The following is a 21,047-nucleotide window of genomic DNA, read 5'->3' as shown; positions in this document are numbered from 1 at the left end:
ATCGCTCTATTTATGTTCAATTGATTCCGATATCCGGGTTAAATGCCATGAATGCCCAGACATTATTCGCTACTCGTCTTCGATGAGCGCCTCTAGGTCGTCTTCGTCGTAGTTGACGAGAAGCCGCGATTCGTCCTTGAACGTTCGCAACACGATCTGCGTCGAAGAGTGTTCGACGCCGTCGGTGTGGATGATGTTGTCGATGTAATCTTGCAGGTGGTCGTGGTCGCGTAGATGGGCGATGATGGTGAACGATTTATTGCCGAGCATGAAGTAGACGGTCTGCACGCCCGAGATATCGCATAGATTCTCGCCGATATCCTCGTAGTCCGGGCCGTACTCGCTCCGAATCTCCGTGATGGCCGTGAGTTCGAGTCCGAGTTCGCGGGCGTCGAGTTTCGAGACGGTTCCCGACAGGATACCCTGTTTGCGGTACTTATCGAGTCGGTAGTACACCGTCGAAGTGCTGATTCCGAGTTCGTCGCTCACTTCGTCCACGTCGATGTCACCTTCTCTGTCGAGCCATCGAAGGATTTTGAAGTCCTTTTCGTCCAGATTGACGTCTGCCATATCCAACCAATCGTAGCCGAGTTTCTAAAACTTTGCTAAGAATTATGAAGTTGGTTAAATCTAGATTCTATGGATTGCAATACGTGTCGTTCGAAGCGATTGTCCCAAGTTTCCTCAATAAGTCGTGTGAAAACCCCAGTCGAATCGCTAAATAATTTTCTTTTCACATCCGCATTCGAAGATAGCAGTCGCGCTTTCCGCGGAAGACACCGTAAATCGTCGCATTCCTTCATCACCGGTCGTCGGTGTTCGAACACCGTCGCACGGACTGGCGAACCGCTTCGAAATCGCGCGAGCGTTCGGCCACGATTTAAAACGGAGAACGCTGAGGACTCAGTAGGTCTTGGCGAAGTACGCCGTCTCCTCGCTCTCGTCATCGCAGACGGCACACTCGTCGCCGATGGGTTCTTCGTCGCGGTCGAGGGGAACCATGACGATCTCCGCGGAAATCGGCTTCTTGATTTCGGTTTCACACGCTTCGTCGCCGCACCACGGGGCTTTCACGTAGCCGCCGTGCTGACCGATGGTACCGAGGATGTCGGCGCGGGAGTCGGCCTCGCGGATGTTCGCTTCGAGGTTCTCTTCGGCCGATTCGTATAGTTTGTCATACACCGCGTCGAAATGGTCTCGAACTGCGTCGGCGATACCGACGCGGCTCTCCGCGACCGATTCGCTGTCGGGTCGGTGGACGACCGTCACTTCGTCGTCCTCGACCTCGTTCGGGCCGATCTCGAAGCGGACAGGGACGCCCTTCAGCTCCCACTCGTTGAACTTGAAACCAGGGTTGCGCTCGTCGCGGTCGTCCAGTTCGACGCGGACGCCGGCGTCTTCGAGGTCGTCCGCGACGTTGGCCGCGTAGGAGAGCACCTCCTCGCGGTTCTCCTCCTGCCAGATGGGGACGATGACGACCTGCTCGGGCGCGAGAGTGGGCGGGCAGACGAATCCCTGCTCGTCGCTGTGGGTCATGATGAGCGCCCCGAGCGCCCGCCACGACAGTCCCCACGAGGTGGTGTGGGCCACCCGCTCGTCCTCGTTCTCGTCGGTGAACAGGAGGTCATAGGCCTCCGCGAAGCCCTGCCCGAGGTAGTGGCTCGTGCCGCCCTGCACCGACTTTCCGTCGGGCATGAGCGCCTCCACCGTTGTGGTAGTGTCCGCGCCGGGGAACTTGTCGTGTGAGGGCTTGCGACCGCGCATGACGGGGACGGCGAGCACGTCCTCGTAGAGGCGCGCGTACTGCCCGAGGCGGGTCATCGTCTCGTCCCACGCCTCCTCTTCAGTCGCGTGGGCGGTGTGGCCTTCCTGCCAGAGGAACTCCTTGGTGCGGAAGAACGGCTTCGTGTCGGTCGCCTCCCACCGGATGACGCTACACCACTGGTTGAGTCGAAGGGGGAGGTCGCGGTGGCTTCGCACCCACTGGCTCATGAAGGGCGTGATGATGCTCTCGCTGGTGGGTCGGAACGCGAGTCGCTCTTCAAGTTCGTCGTGGCCGCCGTGGGTCACCCACGCCACCTCGGGGTCGAACCCCTCAACGATGTCGCTCTCGCGTTCGAGGTAGCTCTCAGGGATGAGCGCGGGGAAGTAGGCGTTCTGCGACCCCGTCTCCTTGAACCACGAATCGAGGTGGTTTTGCACGCCCTCCCAGAGGGCGTACCCCCGGGGACGGGTGATGATGAACCCGCCCATAGGGGCGTAATCCGCGAGTCCAGCCTTCAGTACCACTTCGGCGTACCAGTCCCCGGTTTCGTGCTGTTTGCTTTTGGTTATCCCGAGTTCCTGTTCATTGTCGCTCATTACATCTACCCAGTCCGGATGCGCTCTTAAATCCCCTGAAGCTAACGACTCGGCCGGACGCACCGATTCGAATCGAGGACTCGGTCGGCGGAGACGAGCGTCTCTCAACTCTTAAGGCTCAGCACCGCAACGATTCAGACAATGTTCGATGCGGACGACCTCGAAGCGATCCGCCGGGAGAAAGACGACTGGGAGGACGAGACGCTCGAACCCACGTTGGAGCGCTTCGGCGAGCGGAAAGAGGAGTTCACGACCGACACGGACGGGCAGACGGTCGAACGACTCTACACGCCGAACGACGTGGCCGACGCGGACTACGATGACGACCTCGGCTTCCCCGGCGAAGACCCCTACACGCGCGGGGTCTACCCGACGATGTACCGCGGACGACTGTGGACGATGCGCCAGTACGCCGGCTTCGGAACGGCCGAGGAGACGAACGAACGCTACCACTACCTGCTCGATAACGGGCAGAGCGGCCTCTCGGTCGCGTTCGACCTGCCGACGCAGATGGGGTACACCTCCGACGACGAGATGTCGGCCGGCGAGGTCGGAAAGTCCGGCGTGGCAATCGACTCGCTGGCGGACATGGAGACGCTCTTCGACGGAATCCCGCTGGACGAGGTGAGCACGTCGATGACCATCAACGCGCCCGCCTCGGTGCTGCTGGCGATGTACATCGCGGTCGGCGATGAGCAGGGTGTTCCCCGCGAACAGCTCCGGGGCACCATCCAGAACGACCTGCTGAAGGAGTACATCGCCCGGAACACGTACATCTACCCGCCGGAGCCATCGATGCGCATCATCACCGACATCTTCGAGTTCTGCGCCGAGGAGACGCCGAAGTTCAACACCATCTCGATCTCGGGCTATCACGTCCGCGAGGCGGGCGCGACCGCGGCGCAGGAACTCGCCTTCACGCTCGGCAACGGAATCGAGTACGTCGAAGCCGCCCTCGACGCCGGATTGGACGTGGACGAGTTCGCCCCGCAACTCTCGTTCTTCTTCAACGCGCACAACGACATTCTCGAAGAGGTCGCCAAGTTCCGCGCCGCCCGGCGGATGTGGGCGACCATCATGGAGGAACGATTTGGCGCGGAGAACCCGAAATCGAAGCAGCTCAAATTCCACACGCAAACCGCGGGCTCCACCCTGACCGCCCAGCAGATCGAGAACAACGTCGTCCGCGTCGCGTATCAGGCGCTCGCCGCCGTCCTCGGCGGCACGCAGAGTCTCCACACGAACGGGAAAGACGAGGCGCTGGCGCTCCCGACCGAAAAGAGCGTTCGAACCGCGCTCCGCACCCAGCAGATCCTTGCCCACGAGAGCGGTGCCGCCGACACCATCGACCCCCTCGCCGGAAGCTACTACGTCGAAGCGCTCACGGACGACCTCGAAGCGGAGGCGTTCGACCTCATCGACACCGTCGACGAGAAGGGTGGGATGCTCCAGGCCATCGAAAGCCAGTGGGTGCAGCGCCAGATCCAGGACGTGGCGTTCGACCGCCAACAGGAGGTCGAGGCGGGCGAGCGAATCATCGTCGGCGTCAACGAGTTCGAGGTGGACGAAGAGCCCGAGATGGACATCCAAGAGGTCACCGAGGAGGACGAACGCCGGCAGATAGACCGTCTGAACGAGGTTCGGGAGGAGCGCGACGAGGAAGCGGTCGAGGCAAAGTTGGCCGCGCTCCGCGACGCCGCGGAGGGTAGCGATAATCTCCTGCCGTACATCGTCGACGCGGTGAAAGCCTACGCCACGGTCGGCGAAATCTGCGACGTGCTTCGGGACGTGTTCGGGGAGTACCAGCCCGGGACGGCGGTGTGACGTTCGAACCGACGGAGGCGTTTCACGGTAGTTAAACCGACCGACGACGAGTTGCAAGCATGCGAATCGACCACCTCGGCGTCGCCACCGAGAACGCCGACGAACTGGCCGACCGGTACAGCGCGCTCTTTGGCGCACCCGTCGCTCACGAGGAGGAGTTCGACGGCCTGAAAGTCGTCTTCCTCGACTTCGAGGGGAGCTACTTTGAACTGCTCGAACCGATAGAGGAGGGAACCGTCTCGCGCTACCTCGACCGTCACGGGGCGGGTATCCACCACGCCGCACTCCGAACGGAGGACATCGATGGCGCGCTGGAGACGGCCCGCGAGCACGGGGTCGAACTCATCGACGACGAACCGCGACCTGGCGCGTGGGGCCACGACGTCGCTTTCCTGCATCCGAAATCGACGGGCGGCGTGCTCGTCGAGTACGTCGAGCACTAAAACCAGTCGTCTGCACGTCGTTCGTTCGCCGGAAGCATTCGTTTCGGGGGTTCCGCAAACCACGCCGCACCATTCAGTTCACCGCCTTGGATCGCAATCGTCCCGCTTCGATACTCAGCGTCGAAGAAGACGTACAGGAGATGGATTCGCTCCTCGCGGTCTTCTTCGGAGACGACCATCGCCCTGCGGAGCAAGAACGGTTCCGCGAGCGAACAGCGAACGTTCGTCTCCTCCTCAACTACTCGAACGGTCGTCTCCTCGAACGTCTCGCCGCCCTCCCGTCCACCGCCGGGCAGTCCCCACGAATCCGCCCCACGACCGAGAATCATTAACACCCGAGGGTGGTCATCGAGGGCATCGTCCGGCATTGTGTTAGTCAGTGACGGCGCATCCGCCTGATTCCGGATGACTCACGCATAGGCACCACCGAGATAGCCGTCGCGGGCGTAGCCGAGAACTTCGGTGAACGTTTCGGACGGTCGCTCCCACGTCTGGTCTTCGACGGGCACCTCTCCGTACTCTCCTTGGGGTCGTTCCATCCGGTTTTCGATCGCCGTGCGATTTATCTCGATGGACATGGGTTCCATCCCAGTAGCACGAGAAATATAATTTAATCGGAATTACATCGACCCTTCGCGTCAAAGACGACAAAACGGTTTCCGATTTCGAAGCTACAACAACTATTTGAAGCGGAACGTCTCCAGGTTCTTCGGCGCGAACGTGCGGATGTTGTACTCGTGGTAGAGCGACGAGGAGAGGTCTTGCGTCGAACTCTCGTCGCCGTGGACGCAGAGCACCTTCTCGGGGCGGGGGTTCATCGTCTTCACGAAGTCCATCAGTCCCTGTCGGTCGGCGTGGCCGGAGAAGCCGTCTACCGTCTTGACATCCATCTTCAGGCTGAGGGTCTTGCTTCGGTTGCCCCGTCCGTTGAGCGGAATCTCGTCCCAACCGCTCTGGATGCGACGCCCGAGCGTCCCCTGCGCCTGGTAGCCGACGAACACCATCGTGTTGCGCTCGTCGCCGCCGAGATGTTCGAGCCACGACATGATCGGGCCGCCGGTGACCATCCCGGATGTCGAGAGGATGATGGCCGGGTCGCCGTCGGCCACGTCCCGTCGTTCGTCCTCGCCGCCGTCGATGTGGTTGAACTGCGGCGCGAGGAACGGATTCTCGTCCTCGTGGAAGATGCGGTCGCGGAGGTCGTCGCGCAGGTACTCGGGGTATGTCGTGTGGATGGCCGTCGCCTCCCAGATCATCCCGTCCAGGTGGACGGGCATGGTCGGGATATCGCTCTTCCGCATCGCCTCCTCGATGACGAGCATCATCTCCTGCGAGCGCCCCACCGCGAACGCGGGGATGACGACCTTGCCACCCTTCTCGTGCGTCTCGTTGATTATCCGCTTTAAATTGCGTTCGGAGTCCGCTTGGTCGGTCTGGTAGTCGTTGCGACCGCCGTAGGTCGATTCGAGCACCAACGTCTCGACGCGCGGGAAGTCGTTGACCGCACCGTTGAACAGGCGGGTGTCGGTGTAGTGGATGTCGCCCGAGAATGCCACGTTGTACAATCCGTCGCCGATGTGGAAGTGCGTGACGGCGGAGCCGAGGATGTGACCCGCGTTGTGGAACGTGAGTTTCACGTCCGGCGCGACGTCGGTCACGTCACCATACTCCAGCGGGATGGTGTGTTTGATCGCCTCCCGAACCATCTCGCTCTCGTACGGCGGGACGCGCCCCTCCTTCGCGGCCACGTCGAGGTAGTCGAGTTGGAGGAGTCCCATCAGGTCGCGGGTCGGTTCTGTCGTGTATATCGGGCCGTCGTAGCCGTACTTGAACAGGAGCGGGATGAGTGCGCTGTGGTCCAAGTGAGCGTGCGTGAGCACCACCGCGTCGATGGTGCTCGCGCCCGCGCCCAGCGCCTCCTCGACTTGCAGGTACGGCACGTCGTCGGAGCCGGGTTTGTCACCGCAGTCGATGAGGATCCGGGTTTCTGGCGTCGAGAGGATGAAACTCGCCCGGCCGACTTCCCGGCAGCAGCCGAGGGTCGTGATGCGAACCCACTCTTCGTTACTCATCTCCTCGCGGTGTATCTGCCTGCCGACCTTCTCCAGGACGTTCCGGCGGTCTTCGCGCTCCTGTTTCAGGAAGTTCCTGACGTTTGACACCGTCGACGATTCGATGGGGGGCGTGCGGACGACTTCCGGCGTCCAGCCGACTTCCTGCGTTATCTGGCGGAGCGTGCTTCCGTGCTTGCCGATGACCATCCCCGGCTTCTCGGCTTCGATGACGACTTCCCCGGTGTCCACGTGGAAGTCAAGGTCGGTCACGCCCGCTTCGTCGGGGATGACTTCGAGAATATCTTCTCGGGCGCTCTTGGGTCGGGAGAGCACGTCCGGGTCGGGACGAACCGTGATTCGCTTTCGAAGCTGGCTCGCCAGTTTCCGGATGAGGTCGCCGTTGCGCGCGAACTTCTTCGGGTCGCGTGTGTAGACGACGAGTTCAGGTCCTTCGTACTTCACGTCCGACACCGAAATGTCGCTCGGCAGTTCGCTCGTGATCGTTGCTTTGAGGTCTTCGAGTTGTTGCTCTACTTTACTCATGGTGAAAACAGTCTGCTTCGTCCGTTGCGAGACGGCGTGCTGTCGTTCCGACGGTTCGGGCGGCGCCGTAGACGGTGAGTTCGACCACCGTGACCACTACGACTCGTCCAGCACAACATAGATTGTCTCGATTTTTCTGCGGGATTGTGTGATTGCGCGGTCGCGCGTACTGTAGTCCTGGTCTCCGAAAGCCAACCGTTCAAGGTAGACGCAGGAAAACCCGCTTATCACCCAGTAAACGGTGCGATTATAAAAGCCTTCTCAAAAATGCTAAATCCACGCCCGTCGACGCGTTCCCCATGCAGCTATCCCCGTCCGCGGTGGCCGACGAACGCGAGTGGGTTCGCTCTCGAACAGAAGCCGTGACGCTCATCAACCGCGTCCGAGCGGATCTCGGCGAAGCGTTCGGAACGGACGTGGCGAGCGTCACCGAATCGGCGTACCGCGACGAGGTGGACGCCGTCTTCGCTGACGGCGACCTCGCGGTGAACGTCGCGGCGCTGGTCGTCATCCTCCGCGACCTCGACGTGGACGACGACTATCCCGGCTTCGTCGTGGACGAACTACTCGGCAGGGAACTCGCCGGGATGATAGCCGGCAACCAACCCCTGCGCTTGCTCGGCGAGGCGACCTTCCACTACACCGACGTGATGCACCACGCGGACGACGAGGCGGCGGGACTGGACGACCTGGACGCTGCGCTGGCCGCCGGATTCCAGACGCGACTGCCGGGGTGGACGTGGACGGAGAGCGAGAGTCCGTTTTCGGTGGAATGAGTAAAGGAACCGGGCCGAGTCAGGTGTCGGCGTCGATGTTCGAAGTGACGCCCGCCGCGGGCGATGTCGTACCCGATGTATGCGAGCGCGAGTGCGCCGACGACCCACAAGGCACCGTCCTCGGCGAGCAGATTGGCGAACAAATACGACGCCGCCAAGCAGAGATAGCCGACGCCAGCCAGTCGATGCCATTCGACGTTCCACGGGAGGTCTATGGACGCGAGGATGAGCAGGAGACCACCGATTACGCCGAGGGCGACCTGAACGAATCGACTCGGGACACTCAGTACGTCGAACCCGAAGACGAAGAGCAGGCCGAAGTTGAGGAGCAAGATGAGTATTCCGAGCCAGCGAGTCCATCGTCGTTTCATTCCGCCCGTGGGTGCTCGAATGATCGGCGCTTTCACGCACTTCTGTTGGCGGACTGACCGTAAAACCCTTGTCTCGTCGTTCGGCACGCAAATTCGCCACATCCAGAGATTCGGAACACTGATAGAATCAGGGTGACAGCCGACAGACATGCAATCCGCGACGCTCTGCTACCCCGTTCGGAACGAACGTGTCCTGCTCATCCGCAAGAAGCGCGGCCTCGGGGAGGGGAAGTTCGTCGGCCCCGGCGGGAAGGTCGAGGACGGCGAGACGCCGCACGAGACGGTTGTTCGGGAGGTCGAAGAGGAGATTCGCCTGACGGTGACCGACCCGACCAAGATCAGCGAGTTCGAGTTCATCTTCGGGGACGACCCTCGGATGTTCGTCCACGTCTTCCGCACCGAGGAGTTCGCCGGGGAACCGCGGGAGACGGCGGAGGCCGACCCCCGATGGTTCGACTTCGAGGACGTACCCTACGACGAGATGTGGGAGGACGACCGACTCTGGATGCCCCACCTCTTTTCGGGCGAGACGTTCGCCGGGTGGTTTCGGTTCGACGCCGAGGGAGAGGCGCTGGTGGAACACGACCTGAACGTCGGCGTTGAGTTCTGAGGCGACCGTCCAACGCCGCGACGCCCACCTACCGCCGCCCGGTGTCGTACTTGTAGGTCGCGTTGTCGGGGTCGATGCCGAATTCCTCCGCCATCGAATCGGTGTCGGTCTCCTGTGAGGAGCCGCCCTCCCGAGGCCGAGCGTCCTTGAATCGTTCGCGCAGGCGGTCGGGCATCTCGAACGCCTTGACCGCGAGCACCATCGGCACCGCGTCGGGTTCGATTCGCTCGCGTTTGGCGTCGAGGCGGTCGCGCAGTTTGTCGGGCAACTCGTCGGTGTCGATGATCTCGAAGCCGAACTGCCCGAGGAAATCGGGCACCCCGACGAGGGCGTACACCTCCTCGAAGCCGTCGTCGCTCGCTTTGTCGATGAGGCGCTCGACGACGTGCGCGCCGACGCCCTGTCCGCGCCACGCTTTTACGACGCCGATGCTCGTCAACTCGCAGATGTCGGGCACATCCTCCGGTTTGTGGATGCGGATTCGACCGAACCCAGCCTTCTCGTTCGACGTTTCGTCGATGGCGACGACGTAATCCCGGGAACGGAAGGCGGTCTCGTCAAGTCCCATCGCCTCGATGTTGTCGAGTAGCCAGACCTCCTCTCTGTTTTTCGCGTCCCGGACGTACATGGTGAGAGATTCGCTGTCAGGGCGTAAAAAGGTGTGGCGGTTGGGATTCTGCGAAAGCGACGGCGACCGCGATTAGCTGGCGACCGTGACGCCGACTACAGCTCTTCCAGCGACCGCAACTTCTGCTCTACGTCCGGCGGCGCGGCGCTCGGCCCGTCGCGCACCCGGTGGTCGGGAATCAGAATCGGCGCGGGGTTCTCGTCCAGCGCGGTTCGCACGAGTTGTAGATCGGCCTCCTCGGTGTGATCCAAATCGGGCGTCATCCGGGTCAGCGTCTCCACATTCACCTGTTCGCCGTAGGGCACCGCCCGCACCGCTTCGAGGACGCGTCGCTGGTCGGTCGGAAGCGTCAGCGCGACCTGTACGTCCACGAAATCGTCCTCCACGCCCTCCAGATACGCGATGATTCGGTCGAGAACCGCGTGCTCCGCCTCGGCGTCCTCGTCGGCGTCGCGGGGAAAGGTCACGCGCAGAACGCGCCCGCTCGCTACCCCTAGCTGCACGAATCGCTCCAGATACGGCGACTCCCGCGCGTAGATTCCGGCGTTCTCGTCCATGCTGGGGGGAACGCCCCTCGGAAACTTCAAGATTCGTCCCCCGGACGCAAGTCTTATGTATAAACTAGTCCATTGATGTACGATAATGAACGCAGAAGGTGAATTCGCACCCGCGGTCGAATCCATCCTTCGCGCCGCGCGGTCGCGCGACGCGCTCGACGCACGCGAGGGGCGCGTGTCCATGGACGCGCACTCGGTGCGCTCGCTCGCGGACGCGCTCGCTCGCGCGGAGTCGGACGGGCGCGTGCCGCTCGTCGCGGAGGTGAAACCGACCAGTCCGACGACAGACGGGAGCCGAACCGACGATCCGGTCGAACTGGCCCGGAAGATGGTCGACGGAGGCGCGGCCGCGCTGTCGGTGCTCACCGAACCGGAGCACTTCGGCGGGTCGCCCGAGAACCTGCGTCGAGTTCGGGAGGCGGTGGACGTGCCGGTTCTCCGCAAGGACTTCGTCCTACGGGAGGCGCAACTGGACGCGGTGGAAGCGGACGTCGTCCTCCTCATCGTGCGGTTCGTGGACGACCTCGACGGACTGCTCGCCGCCGCCCGCAAGCGCGGATTTCAGGTGCTCGTGGAGGTGCACACCCGCGACGAACTGGCGGTGGCCCTCGACGCGGGGGCGGAGATCGTCGGCGTGAACAACCGCGACCTCGCCGAGCTCGACGTGAACCTCGAAACCTTCGAATCGGTCGCGCCCGCGGTGCCCGACGACGTGGCCCTTGTCGCGGAGAGCGGAATCACGACCCCCGAAGACGTCCGACGGATGCGCGAGGCGGGGGCGAATGGGCTTCTCGTCGGGAGCGCCATCATGGACGGGGACGTGACCGAGAACACGCAGAGGTTGGTCGAAGCATGAGCGGGAGCGAGGCGGAGCGGGAAACCGAGACCAAGTTCGGGGAGTACGGCGGTCAGTACGTCCCCGAGGTGCTGATGCCCGCCGTCGAGGAACTGCGTTCGGCCTACGAGCGATACGTTCGGGAGAACGAGGACGAGTTCGTGGACGAGTTCCGCCGTCACCTCCGCGATTTCGGCGGGAGACCGACCCCGCTCCAGCGCGCCGACGCGCTGAGCGAGCGGTACGACCGCGATATCTACCTGAAACGCGAGGACTTGCTCCACGGCGGGGCGCACAAGCTGAACAACGCGCTCGGACAGGTTCTGCTGGCGAAGTACATGGGCAAAGACCGAATCGTCGCCGAGACGGGCGCGGGCCAACACGGCACCGCGACGGCGATGGCCGCCTCCTACCTCGACATCGACTGCGAGGTGTACATGGGTCGCACCGACATCAACCGCCAGCGCCCGAACGTCTTCCGGATGCGAACCCACGACGCCGAGGTGAACTCCGTCGACGTGGGGTCTGGAACGCTGAAGGAGGCCATCAACGAGACGATGCGCGACTGGGCGGCGAACGTCGAGGACACCCACTACGTTATCGGGAGCGTCGTCGGCCCGCACCCCTTCCCGCGGATGGTGCGCGACTTCCAAGCGGTCATCGGCGAGGAGGCCCGCGCGCAGATTCGAGAACGGGCGGGACGACTACCGAATAGCGTCGTCGCCTGCGCCGGCGGCGGGTCGAACACGATGGGCGCGTTCCACCGCTTCGTCGGCGATGAGGACGTTTCCCTCTACGCCGTCGAGGCGGGGGGTTCCGGCCTGACCGTCGACGAAGCCGAGGGCGTGGCCCCGCACTCCGCGTCGCTCGCCGCGGGCGAGGACGGCGTCCTCCACGGTGCTCGGACGAAACTGCTCCAGAGCCGCGACGGCCAGATTCTCGAATCCCACAGCGTGAGCGCCGGACTCGACTACTCCGGCGTCGGCCCGGAGCTCGCCCACCTCGTCGAGACGGGGCGCGTGACGCCCGTGAGCGTCGGCGACGACGCGGCGCTCGAAGCGTTCCACCGCCTTTCGAAACTGGAGGGAATCATCCCCGCGCTGGAGTCGAGTCACGCGGTTGCCTTCGTAGACGAAGCCGACGACCTCGGCGACCTCGTCGTCGTCAACGTCTCCGGACGGGGGGACAAAGACATTGACACGGTCATCGAGGAGAGCGAGAAGCGCGGCATCGAGAGCGCGCCGGAGATGGGGGTCTTCGAATGAACCTCAAATCGGCCTTCTCGGACGAACCAGCCCTGATTCCCTACGTCGTGGCGGGCGACCCCGACCCGGAGACGACGAAGGAGTACGTCCGGGCGCTGGCGCGGGGCGGGGCGGACGTTATCGAACTCGGCCTCCCGTTCTCGGAACCCATCGCCGACGGGGCGACCATCCAGAACGCCATCCAGCGAGCCCTCGATGCCGGGATGACGCCCGACCGCTACCTCGAACTCGTAGCCGACCTCGACGCGGACGTACCCGTCGTCTGCATGACCTACTACAACCTCCTCTATCAGTTCGGAAACGAGGAGGGGGTCGAATCGTTCGTGGAAGCCGCGGCGGACGCCGGTCTTTCGGGTCTCATCGTCCCCGACCTCCCGGTCGAAGAGAGCGGGCCGCTCCGGGCGGCCTGCGACGATCAGGGACTCGACCTCGTGTTCATCGTCGCGCCGACGACCACGGACGAGCGCAGGGAGCGCATCCTGTCACGCGCGTCGGGATTCGTCTACGTGCAGGCACGACTGGGAACGACGGGCGCACAGGCGGACGTGAGCGGCGCGACCCACGAGAGCCTCGCGCACCTCGCTGACGACGACCTCCCCAAGGCAGTCGGCTTCGGCGTGAGCGAGGGCGAACACGCCCGCGAAATCGTTGCGGCGGGCGCGGACGGCGTCGTCGTCGGAAGCGCCCTCGTCGACATCGTCGCGTCGGGCGAGAACGTCGCCGCTCGCCTCGAATCGAAAGCCGCGGAACTCAAATCCGGGGCGCTTGAAGGGAGGCACGAAACGCCGGAACCGGAACGCACTTGAAAACTGCTTGCCACACTCTCACACACTATGAACACAGGAACTGCAGCACGACTCGACCGCATCGGGCGCGACGGGCGCTACGTCGTCGTCCCGATGGATCACGGAATCACGCTCGGAGCGGTACGCGGACTGAAAAACATCGAAGCGACCATCGACGCGGTCACCCGGGGGGGTGCCGACGCCGTCCTCACGCAGAAAGGCATCGCGCCGCGCGTCCACCCGAACAAGAACGGCGCGGGCTACATCGTCCACCTGAACGCTTCGACGACCATCGGTCCAGACTCGAACGACAAACGCACGACCGGCACCGTCGAAGACGCCATCCGCGCCGGCGCGGACGCCGTCTCTTTTCACATCAACGTCGGGAGCAACCACGAACCGAAGCAGACGAGCGAACTCGCGCGGGTCTGTTCCGAGGCCGACCGATTCGGTCTCCCGGTGCTCGCCATGTCCTACGCGCGGGGGCCGGGTATCGACGAACACGACGCCGAGAGCCTCGGCCACGCAGTTCGACTCGCCGAGGAGGTCGGCGCGGACGTGGTGAAGACGGCGTACAGCGGGGACGCCGAGAGCTTCGAACACGTCGTGGAATCGACGCGCCTCCCCGTCATCATCGCGGGCGGCAAACCCGAGGGCGACCGGGCGACGCTCGCCGCGGTTCGCGGCGCAATTGACGCGGGCGCGGCGGGAGTCTCCATCGGACGGTCGGTCTTCCAGCACGACGACCCGGAAGCCATCGCGCACGCCGTGGCGGGCGTGGTTCACGACGACCTCCCCGCGGAGGACGCGCTCGACAGCGCCGGACTGTACGTCGAAGCGTAGGTCGGTATTCGCCCCGGTGCATCCGATTCCTTTCTGCGCGGCGTGGCGTCGTTGGCGGCGACCATCGAGTCACTGGCCGTCCTCTGGGCCAGCGTGGAAACGACAGTAGGCTGACGTCGACGTCGTAATCGGCCGAACGAATAACCACCACCCTCCGCTACGTTTCCGTATGGGTTCACCGACGTACGACTACGGCGGCGAGACGGTCGTCGTAACCGGCGGCAGTTCGGGCATCGGACGAGCGATGGCGCTACGCTACGGCGAGGCGGACGCGACGGTCGTCGTGGCCGACGTGCGCGAAGACCCGAAGGACGTGAGCGAATCGGTTCCGACCCACGAACTCGTGGAAGAACGCGGCGGCGAGGCGAGGTTCGTCGAGACGGACGTTTCCGACCCCGACGAAGTCGAATCGGTCGTGGCGGCGGCCCGCGAACTGGGCGGAGTAGACGTGATGGTCAACAACGCCGGGTTGTTCGTGGACGGGGACTTCGTCGATATCTCGCCGGAGGAGTTCGACCGCATCTTCGCCGTCAACGCCCGCGGCGTCTTCTTCGGGACGCAGGCCGCTGCGAATGACATGGTGGAGCGAGACGAACCGGGATGCGTTCTCAACACGGCCTCCATCTCCTCGAACCTCGCTCAGCATGGGCAGGTGCAGTACGACGCGACGAAGGGGGCGGTTCGAATGATTACTCGCGGCGCGGCCCTCGAACTCGCGGAACGCGGGATTCGGGTGAACGCGGTCGCTCCCGGCCAGATAGCGACCGAGTTCGTGGACGGTCTCACCGAGCAGATGGAGGAGGACACCAGGACTGACGGATTTCTCAAATCGATTCCGCTCGGGAGGCCGGGGCATGCCGAGGACGTCGCCGGAGCGGCGCTCTTCCTGACGAGCGAGGACGCGGAGTACGTGACCGGCGAACTCCTGCACGTGGACGGCGGGTGGCAGATCTGCTGAACGGGGAATCCACCGCAGCGAAGTTGCGGATTCCGCCACGTTGAAGCCACCCCGATTCGACCGTGGAACTATGACACGCTCCGTGTGGTTGAAAGCCGACTCGGCGGTCGGCGACTGGGACGACCGACGCAGACGAATCACGGCAGGGCTGGAGGCCGGCGTCGACTGGGTGCTCGTGGACGAACACGACGTAGAGCGCGTCCGTGAACTCGGCGAGGTGAACGTCGCGGCGTTCCGCTCCGACGGCGACGTTCACGTGATGGACGCCGAAACGGACGACAGCCCCGAAGTCGATGCGCGTATCGTCGGCAAGGACGGCGAGGGCGACGGGACGGTCGACCTCCCGTCCGACTTCTCCGGTTCCGCCGACCTCTCGACGCTCCGGCGAGACGGCGAAGCCGAGGGAGCCTACGTCCGAATCTTGAGCGAGGAGTACGAAGCGTTCGCCGAGGCGGCGGCCGAGGAGGCGGCGTACACGATCGTCGTCGGCGAGGACTGGACGATCATCCCGCTGGAGAACCTCATCGCGCGAATCGGCGAGGAGACGAAGCTGGTCGCGGGCGTCTCGAACGCCGAGGAGGCCCGAACCGCGTTCGAGACGCTGGAACTCGGCGCGGATGCGGTGTTGCTGGATACCGACGACCCCGACGAGATTCGCGCGACGGTCGACGTTCGGGACGCCGCCGAGCGCGAGAAACTCGACCTGGAATGGGCCGAGGTGCGAACCGTCGAGCAGACGGGGAGCGCCGACCGCGTCTGCGTCGACTCCGGGTCGCTGATGGAACACGACGAGGGGATGCTCGTCGGGTCGATGTCTCGCGGTCTCTTTTTCGTCCACGCGGAGACCGCCGAGTCGCCCTACGTCGCCTCCCGACCGTTCCGTGTGAACGCAGGGGCGGTTCACGCCTACGTCCGGACGTCCGACGGCGGGACGAAGTACCTCGCGGAACTCCAGAGCGGCGACGAGGTGCAGGTCGTCGACCTCGACGGCAACACCCGCGAGGCGGTGGTCGGACGGGTGAAGATAGAGAAACGCCCCATGTTCCGCCTCGAAGTCGAGACGGCGGATGGCGACCGCGTGGAGACGCTCCTCCAGAACGCGGAGACGATCAAGGTCGCAACACGCGACGGGCGAAAGGCGGTGACTGACCTTGAAGTCGGCGACGAAGTGAAGCTCCTCCTCGAAGGCGGCGCTCGGCACTTCGGCGAGCGCGTCGAGGAGAGCATCATCGAGCAGTAGTTCGCTCGCGGTCGCGTCAAGAACCGTTCTACTGCGCGGTCGCGTCACTTTCGAGCGGCGCGGTACACCACTGGCAGAAATCAAGGTCATCGTCCACCTCTCGGCCGCAGTTCGGACACTGCATGCCGCGTCCGCCCGCGGTCGTTACGGCTCGATTGCCGCGGAGGGCGGCCCAGTACGCGTCGAGGATGTTGCACAGTTGGACGACGAGGATCGGGATGACAACCTCCTTCGGAAGACCTTGAGTGGCCTGCACGTAGGCCGACCAGCCGCCGGTTTCGACGCTTTGAAACGTTTGCTCGGGGATGAACACCATCGCCGTCGTCAGGGCGAAACCGAACCAGAGAAGCGCGCGAAGCCACTGGCGTAAGTAGGCGTGGCCCAGCCCGGGGTAGACCAACGCGAGCAGGGCCGCGAGCCACGGGCGCTTTCGGTTCTGCGTCACTAGCCGAGATTTGTTGTCGGGTAGTGTTAAACCCTTCCGATACGTTTTCGGCGAAACGACCGCTCCGAATTCGCACGAGAGTCGCACGCTGTGTCGGGTTCCGCGGGTCGAAACGAAAGACGAGTACCGCGGGCGACACTCTCCGTGAATCGTCACCCGCGCAGCTCACGAACGAGACGTGAGAGGGTCGCTAGGTCGTACTGGCCCGGCGTGGTCGCGTCCGCCAAATCGAGGGGCGCGTAGCCGATCTTCGAGCCGTAGAGCGGCGCGACCGCACGCGAGTATCTGCCCACCTCGCCCATCGCCATGGTCGCCACCCGTCGCCCGCGCTTCGCGAGGTTGACCGTAACCGCGAGCAGGTCGAGCACGTCGGAGCGCGTCCGGGCGGTGACCGCGAGCTTTCCCACGTCGGCGTGGTCGGTGGCGTCTTCCAGCAGTTCTCGCAGTTTCGCCCGAGGGGGCGTCGTCTCGAAGTCGTGCACCGAGGCGACGACCGCAGCGTCGTTCGCGCGAGCGTGGTCCGCGACCGCCGCCCCGCGCTCCGCGAACAGGCTCTCCAGTTCGACGTCGATCGCGACAACGGCGGCGCGTTCCGCGGCCCCGGCGAGGGCATCCAGTCGCTCGTCGTCGCCGGTCGCTTCGCCGCCCTCCCACGCGGCTCGGTTCGTTACGAGGACGGGTAGCTCGCCGTCGTAGGCCGAAAGTGCGCCGAGCGGGTCGTCCGCCAAATCCATCCGAAACTCGACGAGGTCGGCGTGGGTGCGGGCGCGGGGTTCCCCCCCCCGAGATCGGCGGTGCTCGCCGCGAGTGCGAACGAGTCGAACTCCATGGCAGATTGTCGGCCCGCCCGAACAAAAGGTTACTCGGACGAATCGACTACTCGCGGTACGGTTCGTGCGTGGCGACGAATCGAGTGCCGGTGCGAGCCACGTCCGTCACCTCGTAGAATCGGATGTCGCGCTCCTGTGCCGTCTTGACCGGAAAGTCGTAGTGGCGAGAGTCGTACTTCAGCGTCCCGTCGTGCTCGCGGACGAACTCCCGGTGGTCGTCGAGTCGCGTGCCGACGATGTCGCGCGAGAGTTCGGGCACCGACTCGACGCGCTGCTCGAAGACGCCCGTGAACTCCGCTTCCAGTTCGTAGCCCACCGAGTTGCGGCCGGCGACCATCGCCGCGAGCGAGGTGGTTCCCGTCCCCCAGAATGGGTCGAGGACGGTGTCGCCGTAGACCGAAAACATCGAGACGAGTCGGTAGGGGAGTTCGAACGGAAACGCCGCGGAGCGCTCGCGCAGGTCGTCGTGGTCGAGTTCCTGTATCTCGCCGCGAACTTCGACCCAGAGGTCGGAGAACCACTCGTTTCGCTCCTCCCAGAAGTACGCCGCCTCGTAGCGCCGGTTCGACCCCGGTTCGAGTTCGCGGGGGTCGCCGTTCCGAAAGACGAGCAGATACTCGTGTTCGAGCGCGGTATAGGCGTTCGGCGGGAGCATCCCCGACCCCATGAACTTCGTCAGGCGGTTCGAGGGTTTGCGCCAGAGGATGTCCGGAAGCGGGCGCAGGCCGCAGTCCCGCAGTCGGCTGAGCACCCGCGAGTGGTTCGGAAATAGCTGAAAGGTTTCGTCTATCTTCCGGGTCGCGTCGCCGACGTTTATCACCGCGATACCGCCGGGTTTCAGCACGCGGGCGAGTTCGGCCCAGACGGAAGCGAGTTCGTCGTGCATCAACTCGAAGGCGGTGTCGCCGTCCTCCCGCGCCAGCGCCGATTCGATTGCGGGGTTCGACTCGGCAAACAGGTCGTCCCACATCTCTATCATCGGATACGGTGGCGAGGTGACGACGAGGTCTATCGAATCGTCCGGGAGCGAACTCTGGCTCGCGTCGCCGACGTGAATCTCGTGCTCGGTCTCCATTGCGGTTGCTATCTAAATGTATCGGCGCACCGCAAAAACCTCTTTTCAAACCGGTCGAGGAAGATTACAGCGCGACCGTGCCTTCCTCGGCTTCGAGCAGTTCGTGGTAGCGGTTGCGGATGGTGACCTCGCTGATGTCCGCCACGTCGCTCACTTCGGCCTGCGTCGTCTTCTCGTTCGTGAGGAGGGCGGCGGCGTAGACCGCGGCGGCGGCCAGACCGACCGGTGATTTTCCGCTGTGGACGCCCTGTTCTTTCGCGTTCCGCAGGAGTTCGCGGGCGCGGTGTTCGGACTCGTCCGAGAGGTCGAGTCCGGATGCGAACCGCGGGACGTAGCTCTCGGGGTCGGCGGGTTTCACTTCGAGGCTGAGTTCGCGTACGACGTAGCGGTAGGTACGCGCCACTTCGCTCTTGTCGACTCGGCTCACGTCCGTTATCTCGTCCAGACTGCGCGGGACGCCGGCCTGTCTCGCGGCGGCGTAGACGCAGGAGGTCGAGACGCCCTCGATGGAACGCCCCGGAAGGAGGTCTTCGTTCAACGCCCGGCGGTAGATGACGCTGGCCATCTCGCGGACGTTGTCCGGCAGGCCGAGCGCGCTCGCCATCCGGTCGATCTCGCCTAGCGCTTGCTTCAAGTTGCGCTCTTTCGAGTCGCGCGTGCGGAACCGCTCATTCCACTTCCGCAGGCGCTGCATCTTCTCGCGCTGGCGCGACCCCAGCGAGTTCCCGTAGGCGTCCTTGTTCCGCCAGTCGATATTGGTCGAAAGCCCCTTGTCGTGCATCGTGTTCGTGGTCGGCGCGCCGACGCGGGACTTCTCGTTCTTCTCTTTCGCGTCGAAGGCGCGCCATTCCGGGCCGCGGTCGACGTTGTCTTCCTCGACGACCAGCCCGCAGTCCTGACAGACGGTCTCGCCGTGGCCCGAGTCCGCGATGAGCTTACCGCTACATTCGGGACAGCTCTGGCCCCCGGTTCGTTCTTCCTCTACTTCCGTTTCTTCGGTTCTCGTTCGGATTGACGTATTTGGCATGGTGAGTACCCCCAGCGCGGGAGAGCGTCGGCTACCGGGCAGGAAAAACCTGTAAAACCCGGATTCCGCGTAGTCTTAACGTGCCGTTATGACGAAAAGCACTTAAAGACTTCGTTTTTGACTGGGTTTGGGTTCGTGAAACAGTCACACGGGCCGTGAAATCACCGTCCGGCGTCTGGCGAACGAAATGTTTAAGGAGGTATTACCCTCCGGTAAGGGAACGTTTACTCCGCCTCAGACGAACGTGCTACCGATGGCTCCGAATCGCGTCGTCTCGCTCGCACCGAGTGCGACCGAAATCCTCCGCGCGCTCGGCGCGGGCGACCGACTGGAGGGCGTCACGCACCACTGCTCGGTCGACGCGCCGGCGGTCGGCGGCTGGCTGAACCCCGATTTCGAGGCGGTGGAAGCGCGCGGCCCCGACCTCGTGCTCACCGCCGACCCGTTGCAGACCGACGCGCGCGACGAACTCCGGGAACGTGGGCATCGCGTCGTCCACGTCGAACCTGGGACGCTCGACGAAGTGGTCGAGTCGTTCGGCGTGCTCGGGCGTGCGGTCGGGAAGCCGCGAGCGGGTCACGACCTCGCGTGGCGAGCGCGAAACCGAATCCAACGCGTCCGCCGACTGGTCGCGGGACGCGACCGCCCCGTCGTCTACTGCGAGGAGTGGTCGAACCCGCCGACCGCCGCTGGAAACTGGGTTCCCGACGTGGTGGAAGTCGCCGGCGGTCGCTACCCCTTTTGCGCGCCGGGCGAGCGGTCGCAGGAGGTCGAACGTGGTGCGGTCGAAGACGCCGAACCGGAACACGTCTTTCTCCACGTCTGCGGACGCGGCGAACGAAGCGACCGCGAAGCCGTGCTGAAACGCGACTGGGAGGTTCCCGCGCTCGAACGCGACGCGGTTCACGTGTTAGACGACTCCGTACTGAACCAGCCGAGTCCGCGGCTGATGGACGGAATCGAGACGATGGCCGCTACGCTCCACCCCGAAGCGATGGAGTAGAAATAGCCAAGTTCGGTCGGAGACTGGAGGCGGACATGCGAGTCGGCGTAGGCAGTCGAAATCCCGTGAAGATCGCCGCCGTCGAAGCCGTTTTCGACGCCCGTGAGACGCAGGTCGACCCGGTCGTCGTCGAGTCGGTCGGGGCCGAATCCGGCGTCGCCGAGCAGCCGTTCGGCGAGCGCGAAACGCTAGCGGGCGCGGAGAACCGCGCTCGCCGCGCCGCCGCCGGACGCGACCTCGGCGTCGGACTCGAAGGCGGAGTGAGCGAGGTTGCCGACGCGGACGGTCTCTACCTCACCATGTGGGCCGCCGTGACCGACGGGGAATCGCTGGGACGTGGAAGCGGGCCGCGCCTGCAACTCCCCGAACCGGTCGCTCTCCGGATTCGAGATGGGGAGGAACTCGGCCCCGTCATGGACGACGTGCTCGGCGAGTCCGACGTGGCGAAAAAGCAGGGTGCGGCGGGGGCGCTCACGGACGGCATCATCGACCGACAAGAAGCGTTGGAACACGCGGTCGCCGGGGCGCTCGCCCTGTTCGTCACCGACGTCTACGACCGGGAGTGACTCGTGGA

The 21,047-nt window shown here is 64.2% G+C and carries 22 protein-coding genes and 2 pseudogenes; 12 read left to right on the top strand and 12 right to left on the bottom strand.

Annotated elements, in window-relative coordinates:
* Positions 1–69: 69 nt before the first annotated feature.
* Together LIW51_RS02235 and proS are read right to left on the bottom strand one after the other, a co-directional pair.
* Entirely contained in the window at positions 70–570 is a 501-nt protein-coding gene (locus LIW51_RS02235) for an Lrp/AsnC family transcriptional regulator (protein ID WP_227375627.1), read from the bottom strand.
* 333 nt (positions 571–903) lie between these two features.
* Positions 904–2,361 carry a proline--tRNA ligase gene (gene proS / locus LIW51_RS02230; protein WP_227375626.1) on the bottom strand — a complete coding sequence of 486 codons (1,458 nt, stop codon included), beginning with the start codon at positions 2,359–2,361 and terminating at the stop codon, positions 904–906.
* Positions 2,362–2,502: 141 nt separating this feature from the next.
* On the opposite strand from proS, the gene LIW51_RS02225 reads away from it, so the two are divergent.
* Positions 2,503–4,185: an acyl-CoA mutase large subunit family protein gene (locus tag LIW51_RS02225; protein WP_227375625.1), complete on the top strand. Its 1,683-nt coding sequence runs from the start codon at positions 2,503–2,505 to the stop codon at positions 4,183–4,185.
* 59 nt (positions 4,186–4,244) lie between these two features.
* A complete protein-coding gene (gene mce / locus LIW51_RS02220; RefSeq protein ID WP_227375624.1) occupies positions 4,245–4,628 on the top strand; it encodes a methylmalonyl-CoA epimerase in 384 nt (127 codons plus the stop codon).
* Here the strand turns inward: mce and LIW51_RS02215 are convergent.
* The 3 genes from LIW51_RS02215 to LIW51_RS02205 all read right to left on the bottom strand — a co-directional run bounded on the left by LIW51_RS02215 (position 4,625) and on the right by LIW51_RS02205 (position 7,225).
* Positions 4,625–4,996, bottom strand: a complete 372-nt coding sequence (locus LIW51_RS02215) for an NUDIX domain-containing protein (protein WP_227375623.1) — start codon at positions 4,994–4,996, stop codon at positions 4,625–4,627. The genes mce and LIW51_RS02215 overlap by 4 nt on opposite strands.
* 42 nt (positions 4,997–5,038) lie before the next feature.
* Positions 5,039–5,206 carry a hypothetical protein gene (locus tag LIW51_RS02210; protein WP_227375622.1) on the bottom strand — a complete coding sequence of 56 codons (168 nt, stop codon included), beginning with the start codon at positions 5,204–5,206 and terminating at the stop codon, positions 5,039–5,041.
* Between the two features lie 102 nt (positions 5,207–5,308).
* Positions 5,309–7,225 (bottom strand): beta-CASP ribonuclease aCPSF1, encoded by a 1,917-nt coding sequence (locus LIW51_RS02205; protein WP_227375621.1) that lies wholly within the window; start codon positions 7,223–7,225, stop codon positions 5,309–5,311.
* Between the two features lie 299 nt (positions 7,226–7,524).
* Here LIW51_RS02205 and LIW51_RS02200 point away from each other — a divergent pair, with 299 nt between their 5' ends.
* Complete coding sequence (locus LIW51_RS02200) at positions 7,525–8,001, top strand: DUF7984 family protein (RefSeq protein ID WP_227375620.1); 477 nt, start codon at positions 7,525–7,527, stop codon at positions 7,999–8,001.
* 95 nt (positions 8,002–8,096) lie between these two features.
* On the opposite strand, the pseudogene LIW51_RS40375 reads toward LIW51_RS02200, so the two are convergent.
* Positions 8,097–8,372, bottom strand: a pseudogene (locus LIW51_RS40375) (DUF7994 family protein); the annotation flags it as partial.
* A gap of 148 nt (positions 8,373–8,520) precedes the next feature.
* Here LIW51_RS40375 and LIW51_RS02190 point away from each other — a divergent pair.
* Positions 8,521–8,982, top strand: a complete 462-nt coding sequence (locus LIW51_RS02190) for an 8-oxo-dGTP diphosphatase (protein ID WP_227375618.1) — start codon at positions 8,521–8,523, stop codon at positions 8,980–8,982.
* Positions 8,983–9,010: 28 nt separating this feature from the next.
* On the opposite strand, the gene LIW51_RS02185 is transcribed toward LIW51_RS02190, so the two are convergent.
* Together LIW51_RS02185 and LIW51_RS02180 are read right to left on the bottom strand one after the other, a co-directional pair.
* Positions 9,011–9,610 carry a GNAT family N-acetyltransferase gene (locus tag LIW51_RS02185; RefSeq protein ID WP_227375617.1) on the bottom strand — a complete coding sequence of 200 codons (600 nt, stop codon included), beginning with the start codon at positions 9,608–9,610 and terminating at the stop codon, positions 9,011–9,013.
* A gap of 95 nt (positions 9,611–9,705) precedes the next feature.
* A complete protein-coding gene (locus LIW51_RS02180; RefSeq protein ID WP_227375616.1) occupies positions 9,706–10,167 on the bottom strand; it encodes an MGMT family protein in 462 nt (153 codons plus the stop codon).
* 85 nt (positions 10,168–10,252) lie between these two features.
* On the opposite strand from LIW51_RS02180, the gene trpC reads away from it, so the two are divergent.
* The 6 genes from trpC (at position 10,253) to LIW51_RS02150 (ending at position 16,093) form a co-directional block, all read left to right on the top strand.
* The gene (gene trpC, locus LIW51_RS02175; protein ID WP_227375615.1) at positions 10,253–11,023 is read left to right on the top strand and encodes an indole-3-glycerol phosphate synthase; all 771 of its coding nucleotides are present in this window, start codon (positions 10,253–10,255) and stop codon (positions 11,021–11,023) included.
* Positions 11,020–12,267, top strand: coding sequence for a tryptophan synthase subunit beta (gene trpB, locus LIW51_RS02170; RefSeq protein WP_227375614.1), 1,248 nt, complete (start codon positions 11,020–11,022; stop codon positions 12,265–12,267). Before trpC ends, trpB begins: the two co-directional genes overlap by 4 nt.
* On the top strand, positions 12,264–13,073 hold the full coding sequence (gene trpA / locus LIW51_RS02165; protein ID WP_227375613.1) for a tryptophan synthase subunit alpha: 810 nt from the start codon (positions 12,264–12,266) through the stop codon (positions 13,071–13,073). Before trpB ends, trpA begins: the two co-directional genes overlap by 4 nt.
* A 27-nt stretch (positions 13,074–13,100) precedes the next feature.
* Complete coding sequence (locus LIW51_RS02160; protein WP_227375612.1) at positions 13,101–13,895, top strand: 2-amino-3,7-dideoxy-D-threo-hept-6-ulosonate synthase; 795 nt, start codon at positions 13,101–13,103, stop codon at positions 13,893–13,895.
* 169 nt (positions 13,896–14,064) lie between these two features.
* Positions 14,065–14,853, top strand: coding sequence for an SDR family NAD(P)-dependent oxidoreductase (locus tag LIW51_RS02155; protein ID WP_227375611.1), 789 nt, complete (start codon positions 14,065–14,067; stop codon positions 14,851–14,853).
* A gap of 70 nt (positions 14,854–14,923) precedes the next feature.
* Positions 14,924–16,093, top strand: coding sequence for a 3-dehydroquinate synthase II (locus LIW51_RS02150; protein ID WP_227375610.1), 1,170 nt, complete (start codon positions 14,924–14,926; stop codon positions 16,091–16,093).
* Positions 16,094–16,121: 28 nt separating this feature from the next.
* Here the strand turns inward: LIW51_RS02150 and LIW51_RS02145 are convergent, their stop codons facing one another.
* From LIW51_RS02145 to LIW51_RS02130, 4 genes and pseudogenes are all read right to left on the bottom strand, one after another.
* Positions 16,122–16,538, bottom strand: a complete 417-nt coding sequence (locus LIW51_RS02145; RefSeq protein WP_227375609.1) for a zinc ribbon domain-containing protein — start codon at positions 16,536–16,538, stop codon at positions 16,122–16,124.
* A 152-nt stretch (positions 16,539–16,690) separates the two neighbouring features.
* Positions 16,691–17,367 (bottom strand): annotated as a pseudogene (locus tag LIW51_RS02140) (type I 3-dehydroquinate dehydratase).
* A 47-nt stretch (positions 17,368–17,414) separates the two neighbouring features.
* Positions 17,415–18,443, bottom strand: coding sequence for a DNA-methyltransferase (locus tag LIW51_RS02135; RefSeq protein WP_227375608.1), 1,029 nt, complete (start codon positions 18,441–18,443; stop codon positions 17,415–17,417).
* 64 nt (positions 18,444–18,507) lie between these two features.
* Entirely contained in the window at positions 18,508–19,470 is a 963-nt protein-coding gene (locus LIW51_RS02130) for a transcription initiation factor IIB (protein WP_227375607.1), read from the bottom strand.
* 253 nt (positions 19,471–19,723) lie between these two features.
* On the opposite strand from LIW51_RS02130, the gene LIW51_RS02125 reads away from it, so the two are divergent.
* Both LIW51_RS02125 and yjjX read left to right on the top strand, forming a co-directional pair.
* Positions 19,724–20,473 (top strand): helical backbone metal receptor, encoded by a 750-nt coding sequence (locus LIW51_RS02125; RefSeq protein ID WP_227375606.1) that lies wholly within the window; start codon positions 19,724–19,726, stop codon positions 20,471–20,473.
* A gap of 35 nt (positions 20,474–20,508) precedes the next feature.
* Positions 20,509–21,039: an inosine/xanthosine triphosphatase gene (gene yjjX / locus LIW51_RS02120; protein ID WP_227375605.1), complete on the top strand. Its 531-nt coding sequence runs from the start codon at positions 20,509–20,511 to the stop codon at positions 21,037–21,039.
* Positions 21,040–21,047: the final 8 nt, after the last annotated feature.

It is taken from the genome of Haladaptatus halobius (genome assembly GCF_020618475.1).
Taxonomy (GTDB): domain Archaea; phylum Halobacteriota; class Halobacteria; order Halobacteriales; family Haladaptataceae; genus Haladaptatus; species Haladaptatus halobius.
Note: the sequence above shows the minus strand (reverse complement) of the source record. Positions and strands in the feature narration are given on the sequence as shown.

Bases quoted from the DNA above. Each gene is read 5' to 3' on its own strand.
- LIW51_RS02135 (WP_227375608.1), bottom strand. From the start codon at position 18,443: ATGGAGACCGAGCACGAGATTCACGTCGGCGACGCGAGCCAGAGTTCG.
- LIW51_RS02235 (WP_227375627.1), bottom strand. From the start codon at position 570: ATGGCAGACGTCAATCTGGACGAAAAGGACTTCAAAATCCTTCGATGG.
- trpC (WP_227375615.1), top strand. From the start codon at position 10,253: ATGAACGCAGAAGGTGAATTCGCACCCGCGGTCGAATCCATCCTTCGC.
- LIW51_RS02215 (WP_227375623.1), bottom strand. From the start codon at position 4,996: ATGCCGGACGATGCCCTCGATGACCACCCTCGGGTGTTAATGATTCTC.
- LIW51_RS02155 (WP_227375611.1), top strand. From the start codon at position 14,065: ATGGGTTCACCGACGTACGACTACGGCGGCGAGACGGTCGTCGTAACC.
- LIW51_RS02130 (WP_227375607.1), bottom strand. From the start codon at position 19,470: ATGCCAAATACGTCAATCCGAACGAGAACCGAAGAAACGGAAGTAGAG.
- trpA (WP_227375613.1), top strand. From the start codon at position 12,264: ATGAACCTCAAATCGGCCTTCTCGGACGAACCAGCCCTGATTCCCTAC.
- LIW51_RS02185 (WP_227375617.1), bottom strand. From the start codon at position 9,610: ATGTACGTCCGGGACGCGAAAAACAGAGAGGAGGTCTGGCTACTCGAC.
- LIW51_RS02125 (WP_227375606.1), top strand. From the start codon at position 19,724: ATGGCTCCGAATCGCGTCGTCTCGCTCGCACCGAGTGCGACCGAAATC.
- mce (WP_227375624.1), top strand. From the start codon at position 4,245: ATGCGAATCGACCACCTCGGCGTCGCCACCGAGAACGCCGACGAACTG.
- LIW51_RS02200 (WP_227375620.1), top strand. From the start codon at position 7,525: ATGCAGCTATCCCCGTCCGCGGTGGCCGACGAACGCGAGTGGGTTCGC.
- trpB (WP_227375614.1), top strand. From the start codon at position 11,020: ATGAGCGGGAGCGAGGCGGAGCGGGAAACCGAGACCAAGTTCGGGGAG.
- LIW51_RS02225 (WP_227375625.1), top strand. From the start codon at position 2,503: ATGTTCGATGCGGACGACCTCGAAGCGATCCGCCGGGAGAAAGACGAC.
- proS (WP_227375626.1), bottom strand. From the start codon at position 2,361: ATGAGCGACAATGAACAGGAACTCGGGATAACCAAAAGCAAACAGCAC.
- LIW51_RS02180 (WP_227375616.1), bottom strand. From the start codon at position 10,167: ATGGACGAGAACGCCGGAATCTACGCGCGGGAGTCGCCGTATCTGGAG.
- LIW51_RS02190 (WP_227375618.1), top strand. From the start codon at position 8,521: ATGCAATCCGCGACGCTCTGCTACCCCGTTCGGAACGAACGTGTCCTG.
- yjjX (WP_227375605.1), top strand. From the start codon at position 20,509: ATGCGAGTCGGCGTAGGCAGTCGAAATCCCGTGAAGATCGCCGCCGTC.
- LIW51_RS02205 (WP_227375621.1), bottom strand. From the start codon at position 7,225: ATGAGTAAAGTAGAGCAACAACTCGAAGACCTCAAAGCAACGATCACG.
- LIW51_RS02210 (WP_227375622.1), bottom strand. From the start codon at position 5,206: ATGTCCATCGAGATAAATCGCACGGCGATCGAAAACCGGATGGAACGA.
- LIW51_RS02150 (WP_227375610.1), top strand. From the start codon at position 14,924: ATGACACGCTCCGTGTGGTTGAAAGCCGACTCGGCGGTCGGCGACTGG.
- LIW51_RS02160 (WP_227375612.1), top strand. From the start codon at position 13,101: ATGAACACAGGAACTGCAGCACGACTCGACCGCATCGGGCGCGACGGG.